9 protein-coding genes and 1 tRNA gene are annotated in these 10,853 nt (G+C 42.9%); all 10 read right to left on the bottom strand.

The features are described from left to right. Positions 1–226: 226 nt before the first annotated feature. Positions 227–850, bottom strand: coding sequence for a hypothetical protein (locus tag HMPREF9078_RS09935; RefSeq protein ID WP_009420551.1), 624 nt, complete (start codon positions 848–850; stop codon positions 227–229). 98 nt (positions 851–948) lie between these two features. Then, positions 949–1,179, bottom strand: a complete 231-nt coding sequence (locus tag HMPREF9078_RS09930; protein WP_034543510.1) for a hypothetical protein — start codon at positions 1,177–1,179, stop codon at positions 949–951. Positions 1,180–1,362: 183 nt separating this feature from the next. Continuing rightward, positions 1,363–2,613: a glycoside hydrolase family 57 protein gene (locus HMPREF9078_RS09925; protein ID WP_009420548.1), complete on the bottom strand. Its 1,251-nt coding sequence runs from the start codon at positions 2,611–2,613 to the stop codon at positions 1,363–1,365. 11 nt (positions 2,614–2,624) lie between these two features. Next, positions 2,625–3,914, bottom strand: coding sequence for a glycosyltransferase family 4 protein (locus HMPREF9078_RS09920; RefSeq protein ID WP_009420547.1), 1,290 nt, complete (start codon positions 3,912–3,914; stop codon positions 2,625–2,627). 55 nt (positions 3,915–3,969) lie between these two features. After that, the gene (locus tag HMPREF9078_RS09915; RefSeq protein ID WP_009420546.1) at positions 3,970–4,326 is read right to left on the bottom strand and encodes a DUF4377 domain-containing protein; all 357 of its coding nucleotides are present in this window, start codon (positions 4,324–4,326) and stop codon (positions 3,970–3,972) included. Between the two features lie 15 nt (positions 4,327–4,341). Beyond that, positions 4,342–6,297: a glycogen debranching enzyme N-terminal domain-containing protein gene (locus tag HMPREF9078_RS09910; protein ID WP_009420545.1), complete on the bottom strand. Its 1,956-nt coding sequence runs from the start codon at positions 6,295–6,297 to the stop codon at positions 4,342–4,344. A 61-nt stretch (positions 6,298–6,358) separates the two neighbouring features. Then, positions 6,359–6,736: a four helix bundle protein gene (locus HMPREF9078_RS09905; protein WP_009420544.1), complete on the bottom strand. Its 378-nt coding sequence runs from the start codon at positions 6,734–6,736 to the stop codon at positions 6,359–6,361. A gap of 82 nt (positions 6,737–6,818) precedes the next feature. Then, entirely contained in the window at positions 6,819–8,783 is a 1,965-nt protein-coding gene (locus HMPREF9078_RS09900; protein ID WP_009420543.1) for an alpha amylase C-terminal domain-containing protein, read from the bottom strand. Positions 8,784–9,009: 226 nt separating this feature from the next. Then, entirely contained in the window at positions 9,010–10,287 is a 1,278-nt protein-coding gene (locus HMPREF9078_RS09895; protein WP_009420542.1) for a Na+/H+ antiporter NhaC family protein, read from the bottom strand. Between the two features lie 183 nt (positions 10,288–10,470). After that, a tRNA-Leu gene (locus tag HMPREF9078_RS09890) sits at positions 10,471–10,552 on the bottom strand. Positions 10,553–10,853: the final 301 nt, after the last annotated feature.

The following is a 10,853-nucleotide window of genomic DNA, read 5'->3' as shown; positions in this document are numbered from 1 at the left end:
TGGGGAAGTGTGAGGTCTTAGGGCATAGGCAATAGGGGAAAGTGTAATAGAAACCTCCCCCTAGCCCCCTTCAAAGGGGGAATGTGATGATGCGAAAAAAAGAGGGGTGGGGTGGGAATCCCTGAATAATATGTAAATTATTAAGGGGGCAAATGGTGCTACTTAGGTAATTGGTAGGCAATGAATAATAGGAATAATTTGTTTAAAGGCTTAAATAGCTAATTTGCTACATTGCGAAAATTAGATTTCTGAACAATAACAGTAGCGAGAGCTGTGGTAAAACCCCAATGAGCCAACTTAAAAACATTAGCCATAAGGACTTCTGGTTGAGGTAAGCTTGTGCTGAAATACAGGCTCCGCTGAGGAATAAGAAAAAGGCTACTATGTAGGTCATATCTTTTTCTACGGCAATACTGAGCAATACTGAGAAGGTAGTAAGCGCCCCCATTCCCATAGCAAACATATTGACTTGCAGTCGCAGAAAATGTAAAAACAAAATTATAAAACAGCTGATGGCTAAGTTCATCACGTAGAAGTAGAGGATAGGATAGGGGTCGATGGGGGTGATGCCGAAAGCTACCCCTAAGAGCATTGCTATATAGCCATACAAAAGCCATTTTTGTTTTTCTAACGGAATGATAAAAGGGTTCTGCAACCAGCCTACTACAAACAAGATGAGGTAGGTAAGTGTAGGGATAGCAATGGTAACTATTAGTAATAATAACCACGTAAACTTCATTTGCTCTACCGGGAGAGGGAAAGGTATATTAAAAAGCACCACCATAGCTCCGTAGATAGGGAACCAGATGGGGTGAGTGAAAAAGGCTATGATATAACTCAAAAAACGCATTGTATTCTTCTTTTTTTGCAAAGGTAGTACAAAATAGCAAAATAGCAAATTTGAGAAAGAGCAAAAAAGCCCCTCGCGTGAGCGAGGGGCTTTTTATTTTAAGGAGTGTAAATAATGTTTTCAACTAAGTCGTTGTCGGCATTCTTGGCGAGCTGTGAGTTTTTCTCGTTAAAAGGAGTGGTGTAGAGAAACTCTTCGCTACTTAGATGTTCTGTGGGCATCTCGTCGGGGTTCGTCTCGGCAACTTTGTTGGTTCCAGACAGTTCTTTCAGTTCTTCAGCGACAATCTCTTCAAAGAAATTGTCTTTCCTTGTTTTTACATTTTTCATCTTGTCTGCTTTTAAATTATTATTAAACTTTCTTTTAGTCCTTAGGTCACACGCCATAGAGCAAAGGTTTCGAGGGGTAGCGTTTCTCAAAAGAGGATAACCTCCCCTCCTTTCACATACTCAGCTACGCCAGCTGGCTGACTTCTCTTAAATAGAGGCAGAAGGGGACTGAAAAGTGACTTTTCACTTTTTCCTTGTCTGGCTCTTTTTCTTTGTTACTTGTGTGGTTTGCTCCTCTTCTTGTTCGTGTGGTTTGCATCTTTCGATGAAATCGCTGAGCACGTTCATATAGTTGATGAAGGCTTCGTAGGGTGAATCGTAGGGTAAGCGGTACTTGTGATAATCGGCACCTGAAAAGAGCTTAGTGCGCATAAAATAAAAGTGCTCACTGGCTTGCAGACGAGTATAATCGTCTATTAGGTCGGCGTTCTTTTTCTTTCTTACTTCTGGTTGTATCTTAAAGAGCTCTCGGAAGGCTTCTTTTTGTAACTCGTTACCCAACCAAGAGGTGGTATCGCGCTCTTCGTCTGTCCACGAAATAGGGTAGGGCACAGGCAAGACATCTTTAGCAGGGTGCTTTTTGGCTACTTCCTTAGGTAATAAGAACTCATAGTTATCGTCTTCCATCATATAGATGATGAAATAGCGCAAGAAGTCGAAAATACCGCTTTGGGCGTTGTTGTAATAGCCTATTACCTCGTAGTTCATAAAGAGGTTGAGCACCTCACTATCTTGCAAGCTGTTTTTCACCCAACTGATATACTTTTCGGAAGTGAGTGGGTATTCACTCCAATTTCTATCGGAAAAGCGTATGGCGATATCATCACTGAGTTTGCTGTTTTTGAGCAAAAGGTTGAGGTTTTCGTCGATAGCGTTTTTATAGACAAAGTTTGGACTCTTCCAACCCAATACGTGCTTAGCTCCATCGGTGAGCATTGTCTTGAAGCCGAGTTTTGCGACACGTTCGCCTATGGTATCGGAATAGATGAGAGAGGTGTTGCGAAAAGTTACAGGCTTCTTGCCAAAGAGCTGTTTGATAGCCGTAGTATGTCGTTTTACTTGTTGTTCGAACTCATCGGTATCATCGGAAAGCGAAGCCAAAGAGTGGGAATAAGTTTCTGCCAAAAACTCTACACTACCGGTTTGGGCGAGTTCTTGGAAAGAGCGTATCACCTCAGGAGTGTGCATTTCGAGCTGGTCGATAGCACTTCCTGTGATAGAAAAAGCTACTTTGAACTTGCCTTTGTATTTATTGGTAAGCTCCAAGAGCAAGGCGTTAGCAGGTAGATAGCAATGCTCAGCCAAATCTTCAAGCTCAGAGCGATTGGCGTAATTATCGAAGTAATTATGTTTCTTGCCGATGTCGAAGAATTGATACTTTCTAAGACGTTCGGGGTGATGGATTTGGAAATAGATACAAATTGACTTTTTCATCGTTGGTTATTTTATATTAAAGATTCGTAAATGTTTTTGAGTTTCAAGGAGGCTTTTTCCCATTTCAGTTGGTTTACCTCGTCGTAACCTTCACGTTGCATATAGTGAGCGAGGGTGGGGTAAGCCAAAATACCATAAATAGCATCGGCAAGGGCGTTGATATCCCAATAGTCTACTTTGATAGCGTGGTTCAGTACCTCAGCTACTCCCGATTGTTTGGAGATGATAGTAGGCACTCCTGAGCGCATTGCTTCCAAAGGAGAAATTCCAAAAGGCTCGGATACTGAGGGCATCACATACACATCGCTATATTGGAACATACGCTGTACGTCGTTACCTCTGAGGAAACCCGTGAAGTAGAAGCGGGTGCCTAATCCCAATTGTGCAACACGGCGCACTAAGGGATTCATCTTCTCGCCACTACCTGCCATTACAAAGCGTACGTTAGGCATACGCTTCATCACTTTTGCAGCTGCCTCGACGAAATATTCGGGACCCTTTTGCAAGGTGATACGTCCTAAGAAAGTAACGATTTTATCCTTAATACCGCGTTCTTCTTTGGCATCGGTTTCGGCTTTAAAGTCTACTGCATTGTGCACAGTAATCACCTTCTCGGCAGGGATACCGTATTTTTCGATAACGATATTACGCGTCCAGTTGCTCACGGTTACTACTCTATCGGCAGCTTCCATACCGCGTTTTTCGATGTCGTATACCAGTGTATTGCGGTTATACTCGCCGCCACGGTCGTATTCGGTAGCGTGCACATGTACGATAAGGGGTTTGCCGGAAATCTTTTTGGCGATGATACCCGCGCTATATGTAAGCCAATCGTGGGCGTGAATCACGTCGAACTCATAGCGTTTTGCAACAGTTCCTGCTACTAAGGCGTAGCGGTAGACCTCTTCCATCAGATTTGCTCCGTATTTGCCCGAAAACTGAAATTTGTTATGATACGAAATGCGCTCGCGATGTTCGCCTTCTTTGAGGTAAGCATCACGTTCGCGGGCGAAGGTTTCGGGGTCTAGGTAAGGCACGAGGTTCGAGCCTATCTCCATAAAATTGATGTGTTTCCAGAAATCTTCAATCTTTTCAGCGTTTTGCAACATCTCTACATCGCTAGCGTTGATAATCTTAGCCACATTGCCGTCCTCATCACCGGAGGCTTTTGGCATCACAAACAGCACTTTTACGCCGTTTTTAGCCAATCCTTGGGCTATACCCAAGCAGGCTGTTCCTAATCCCCCACTGATATGAGGGGGAAATTCCCATCCAAACATTAATACTCTTGCTTTCTTCATATGCTTTTATTTATTCCTTCCCCAATCCTCTCCCACGCAGGGAGCAAGAAGAGCGTTATTCTAATTTTTGTTTTGAGATGATGCTGATTAACTCATAATCATCGGGCAGATTACCATCTTGAATAGGGTAGTCATAGATGATTCTCTTGACTTTCAACTGATATTTATAACCTTTTTCAAGGGTAATACCTTTTATTTGGTCGTTGCCAAAACAAAGTTCTTTATTACCTATTAGTGCTTTAAAACATTCGAATTTCACTTCAGGCCAACTAAAGGCTTCTCCCATTTCTCCTGTAATTGTAAGTGTCACTTTTTGTACTTCTTTAACTCCATTATTGGTGTAATCACTTTCTTTACTAAGGCAAGAACAGCACAAGACACATATCAATAATATTAAAATATTTCTTATCATATTAAAATAACTTTCTCAAAGTGTTGCAGGCATTTGGCTCAGTAGCCATTGAGCACGTAATATCTCAGCTACATTCTTAGCTTTGGCAATACAACCGCGTGAGTGGAATGGTGGATTGCCGTCGTAAATAGCCGATATAGTACATACGCCGTGTTCGTTGAGCTCTTCTTCAAAATTTTCCAAGATAGCTTGTGCCTCTGGCAGGTACTGTGCTCCAAAGATTTTTAGATAAGCCTCAACATAGAACCCAATAAACCAAGGGTGTGCCGACCCGTTGAAAGAGGCTTTGTCGCGCACATATACATTGCCTACACTCACGCCTTCATAACGGGGGCTTTGAGGAGATAAACTGCGCAACCCGCGAGGGGTGAGCAACTCTTGGGTGACAATGTCCAATACTCTCTTCTTGGTTTTCTCGTTTATGGGAGCATAGTCAAGCGCACAAACAATGAGCTGATTGGGTCGTACATCGGTGTTTTTATTCGTGCGGTTGGCATAATCGGCAAGGTATTTCTTGTCCTCTATCCAAAAAGTCTCTACAAAGCTCTTTTCGATGGTTTCAGGTAGCGTAAACCACTCGCCTAAGAAAGCCTTGTCTTTCGCTTCTTCTGCTAAGGCAAGCGCGTAACACACAGCATTATACCAGAGGGCATTCACTTCTACTACATAACCGTTGCGTGGTACGATAGCGCCGTAATCGCCTTGCGCGTCAAACCACGTAAGCGGACGTGTAAGGTCATCACTCCATATAAGTCCGTTAGCTTCCATACGGATATTCTTATGAGTGCCTTGTTTGTAAGCGTTTAAGATACTTTTGAGCGTATCGCCATACTCCTTCCAAAGTTGTTTCTTACTCTTAATAGTTTCCTTTTCGTACTGTTGAAGCGTCCAAAAGAACCACAGAGAGGTGTCGGCATCATACTCAGGGTGTATATTGTGCGTACTGATTTCCTTAGCAAAAAGCCCTTCGTAGAAGTATTTTTGAGTAGAGGTGAGCACGTCTTCAAATATCTTGGCTGTATTGCCCGATAAAGCAATACCTGGCAAGGCGATAAAAGTGTCGCGCATATTGCTGTCGAACCAGTGATAACCTGCTTTGATGCGGGTTTCGCCTGCCTTGTGAATAATAAACTGAGAGGCGGCGTACTGCAAGCATTCTTCAAACGAATTGCGGTCGGCACGTTCTTTGAGGTACTTAGTAAAGTCCTTAGCGAGGTTTTTAGGATTAGCTTCCTCTAAGCTGGCTGAGAAGACGATACTTTCTCCTTTTTTGAGGCTCACTTCGAAAGCTCCTACGCTGAGGAGGTCTTCTTGGTAGTCATAACCACGCTCTTTTTCCTTGGTATAATAGATGTTGTTGTTCCAATAAGCCCCACCACCAAAATTAGCGGGTTTGCTGAGTTGCATATAGAGATAAGGAAACTCTGGGTATAGTTTTACACGCACGCCACCGCCTACTGCTTCGGCTTGGGTGTTGGCTACGGGGTTTTGCTTGCTAAGAGAATGTATATCGCGGAAAGCCAAGAGAGGGTTCAGGCGCAAAAGGGTAGCCGAATGGGCTTCTAGTAGCGTATAACGTATCAATACTTGGGGAGCATTGTGCATCATCAAGATTTCTTTTTTCAGCAGTACACCGCCTACTTGATAAGTAACCGTAAATGCTTTTTCGTAGGAAATATCTACGATATACTTATGCCCGCGTGGTTCATAAGTGCCTTCGTATTTATGAACGCCGAAATTAAAATCGCGTCCGTGCTGAATGATACTTTCGTCTAAGGAGGAGAGCATCACGTAGTTTTTGCCTCTGAACTTTTCAATAGGCACTACCAGTAGCCCGTGGTATTTACGGGTATTGCAAAAAACGAGAGTAGAGGAGCAGTAGCCTCCCCCTCGGTTCGTACCGAGAAACTCTCTATCGAGAGAGTATTCAAGATTAATTAGTTGGTCTTTTTTGAATGATAAATAACTCATATTTCAATTAACAATTAATAATTGACAATTGACATTGTCAATTGTCAAAAGGGTGTGATTATTAGTTTTTATTAGAACTTTCCTTTTTGGTGTTTTCTTTCTTAGTTTTAATTATTGAAATGAGTAGTTTTAATATTTCTTTGCAGTTAGCTATTATTGATTCATATTCTTTCTCATTAAGATATTGAGTTGCATATAATAGATCTAACCAATATTCAGTTTCGTTAGCTTCTTTGAGTCCTATTTGTAATTTATGTATGAAATCACTATCACTTTCAGCGTGTTCTGATTCTCTTACACAAGCACCTACTGAAGTAGCACAACGCAACAATTGTTTACTGATTACAAATTCTCTTTTATCTTCTTGTAATATTCTTGTAAGTTTTACAATGCGAATAGCAAAATCAAAAGACTTTTCTTTAACAATATTGTTTTTCATAATTTTTCAATAGATGATTAATAGTAATCACAATTAATAATTAACATAATCTGCCTCACAACCAATTGTCAATTGTCAATTATCAATTGTCAATTTTTAGCACAAAGCCAATTCTCGCTGGTATATACAACGACAGCAAATTCTCCTTACCAGTGTACTGCGTAAAATGCTCTACGCTTTCATCGATGCGGTTGTCGCCTCCAAAGGCGGGGTTATCAGTATTCAGTACCGTTGTGTATTTACCGGCTGGCACATCAAACTGATAATCGGTGTAAGAGGTAGTGGGGTTAAAACTGAAAACAAATAAGTAACCACTCCGCTCGAATATGAGTAGCTGTCGCTCGATATCGCGCACCAATATATGGGGTTCTCGGTCGAGGAACTTACTATCGGTGGCAAAGTGTATCATCGCGCTATCAAAAGCGTTGAGGTATTTAAACTTCAGGTTAGAGTCGTCTGCCAAACTCCATAGCCTGCGTGCGTGGGCATAGCTCCAACTATTACCTTGGCGAGGAAAGTCAATCCACTCAGGGTGTCCCCATTCGTTGCCCATAAAGTTGAGGTATCCCCCACCTGCGGTACCAAGAGTTACCAAACGTATCATCTTGTGCAAAGCTATTGCACGGTCGATGATGAGACTGTGGTCGAATACGCTCATTCCGGTATATACTTCCTTATCAGTAAGCCAGAAAAAAATCGTTTTATCACCCACCAAGGCTTGGTCGTGGCTTTCGGCATAACTGATGGTGCGTTCTTCGGCGCGTTTGTTAGTCAGTTCGTAATAGATATTACCTACGTGCCATTGCTCATCGGGTACTTCTTTGAGGAGCTTAATCCAATAATCGGGAATACCCATACTCAGCTTGTAATCGAAGCCTACGCCTTTTTTAGCAATAGGCGAAGCAAGACCGGGCAATCCGCTCATCTCTTCGGCAATGGTCAGCGCTTCGGGGTAGAGCTCGTGAATAAGTTGGTTAGCCATAGTGAGATACACCAAAGCGTCGTCGTCCTCATTGCCATCATAATAGAAACTATAATTGGTAAAGGCTTTGCCCAAACCGTGATCGTAATAAATCATACTGGTAACGCCGTCGAAGCGAAAACCGTCGAAGCGATATTCTTCTAACCAATACTTACAGTTAGAAAGTAAAAAATTTAGTACTTGGGGCTTACCATAGTCAAAACAGCGGGAGTCCCAAGCAGGGTGTTTACCGCGCTCACCGCGGTGGAAGTAAAGATAGTCGGTACCGTCGAAGAGGCTGAGCCCTTCTGCCTCATTGCTTACCGAATGCGAGTGTACAATATCAAGCAGTACACGTATACCCAAGCCGTGAGCAGTATCGATGAGTTCTTTGAGTTCTTCGGGGGTGCCAAAGCGCGAACTCACCGCAAAGAAGTTAGCCACCTGATAGCCAAAAGAACCGTAGTAAGGGTGTTCTTGTATTGCCATCAGCTGGAGGGTGTTATAGCCCAAAGCCGCGATACGGGGCAGTACATAGAGGCGAAACTCTATAAAGGTACTCACGCGCTGGTGCTCGGTACTCATCCCTATATGTGCTTCGTAGATAAGCGGGTGTGGAGCAGCTTTGGGGCGCGGGTATTGCCAGTGGTAGGGGTGCTCAGGACACCACACTTGGGCGGAAAACACCTTGGTATAATCGTCCTGCACAGCGCGGGTAGTATGTGAGGGGAGGCGTTCGCCACTGCCTCCTTCCCATTCCACAAGTAGTTTGTAGAGCATTTCGTGGCGGAGGATATTAGCGGGGAGACGCAATTCCCAGTCTTGGTCGTTTAGTTTAGTGAAAGAATAGTGTTTGTTTTTTTGCCAGTCGTTGCTATCACAAAGAAGAAAGATAGCCGTTGCATTTGGAGCCCACTCGCGTAGCACCCATTCTGTATAAGTACGGTGCAGACCGTAGTAGAGGTGCGAATTGCAAGCATCAGCCAGGCACTTAGCGTCCCCTTGCACTCTATGAAGGACATCGATAAAGTGCTGATGCCTTCCCTGAATAACAGGGAGGTATGGTAGCAATAGTGGGTCGTTCATAAGGTTTGGTATTCTGGCTACGGAAAAGTCAAAAGATTGGCTTTTAGGTAAGTCAATTAAATTCGCCGTAAAATTAAAACAATATTTTGATAATTGCAAATTTTTTTGCAATTATTTTACAATAATTTTATAGTCTGTTATGATAAACTTATGTAGTTTAATAGAATACAAACACTTATAAAGTAGAAGACATCACTGTTAATGCTCTGTAAAAACAACTTTTTTATTACTTTTTACCTACATAAATATACCCCAAAGTGCCTATCAGCAGTAAATGTAAGTAAATAGCATACATCACCAGCTGGGGGTAATCTATCGTATCGGCAAATTTGTATAGGGCAATTACCTGCGCTCCATACGGGATAAGCCCCTGCGCATAACAAGAGAAGATATCCAATACCGATGCCACACTGCGCAACGGTATTTTAAACTGTTCAGCAATCGTTTTGCTCGTCTTCGAAGCGATGAGAATAGCCACCGTGTTATTCGCCACGCACACATCGGCTACTGTCACCAAAAAGCCCATCCCTAAAAGAGCCGACGAGCCACTTTTGATGCGCTGAGTAATGAGGTTCATCAAAAACCGAATCCCGCCAAAATGCTCTACCAAAAACGCCAATCCTCCTATGATAAAGTATAAGAAGAAGGTATCAGCCATTCCCATAAAACCTTTGTGAATATCGGTAGCAAACTGCAAGAAATGAAACTTGCCGTACGCAAACCCTATCACCCCCGAGATAAGAATACCTAAGAAAAGCGACACAAATACGTTTACCCCAAAAAGCGCAATTATCACCACTGCCACATAAGGCAAAATAAGCATAGCGTTAAAATCGCTATACAACTGATTGTGAAGGTGATTTTCGGCGTCAGGATTTCCTATCAACAGCAGTATGATAACCGCCAGAATCGCCATTGGTATCGCAACTTTAGCATTCGCCTTCATCTTTTCGTTCATCTGACATCCAACCGACTGCGTGGCGGCAATCGTCGTGTCCGAAATAAGAGATAGGTTATCGCCAAACATCGCCCCCGATAGCAGTGATGCGCCTATGAGTGCCGTGTTCGACTGGCTTTGGGTAGCAAGGTCAAACACTATCGGCGAAAGCGTCATAATAGTACCCACCGAAGTGCCCGTAGCAAATGAAAGAAACGATGCAATGATAAAAATCCCTACCGGAAAATACTCTGGCGAGATGTAATACATACCCATATTCACAATACTATGCGTACTTCCCAAAGTATTAGCCACCGAAGCGAATGCCCCAGCCAAAAGTGCAATCATACACATTTGTAGCACATTGCTATCACCCGCCCCTTTAAAGAACAATCCTATTTTCTCTTTCATAGGAGCTCGGTAGATAAGCAAAGCCACTACCACCGAAAAAAGCGCAATAATAGGAGCAGGTAGCGAGTAGAAGTTGTCGAAATACAACCCACTACCTAAAAATAATGCTACGAATACGAGCAGAGGAATAATACTGATGATAGTTGTTTTCTGCATAGTTATTGTCTGTTTTAAAGCAAATCAAAATCACTTTTGTGTCCCTTCCCCCCTTCGCTTTTGCAGATTGTCCCCCTTCGGGGGCTCGGGGGCTTTATACTAATACTTGCCAATCTCCTTTATCTTTACCCTACCATAAAAATAAAAAAGCCTTAATTCACTACTGATGAATTAAGGCTCTTGTGCGGGTGAAGGGACTCGAACCCCCACGCCGTGAAGCACTAGATCCTAAGTCTAGCGTGTCTACCAATTTCACCACACCCGCAAATGATGAACGTTTCAATGATTGACGGCGCAAAAGTACAACAGTTTTTTTTAACTGCAAATTTTTTCCGTGTTTTTTTATCCTTAATCTCACCTTAGCCCCACCAATACATTAATTATCAGTTAAATTTATCAACCAAAAATCATTCCTTCATCTTGCCTTCCTCTTGTTATCGCTACCCCTCTCTTTTTCCGCCACCACATTCCCCCTTTGAAGGTAGCCAGCAATAGCTGGGTATGTGAGAGGGGGGAGGTTTGTCTCCTTTTACAGCTTGTCCCCCTTCGGGGGTTCGGGGGCTTAC

Source organism: Capnocytophaga sp. oral taxon 380 str. F0488 (assembly GCF_000318255.2).
Lineage (GTDB): Bacteria > Bacteroidota > Bacteroidia > Flavobacteriales > Flavobacteriaceae > Capnocytophaga > Capnocytophaga ochracea.
This window is presented reverse-complemented; position numbering and strand designations above follow the sequence as displayed.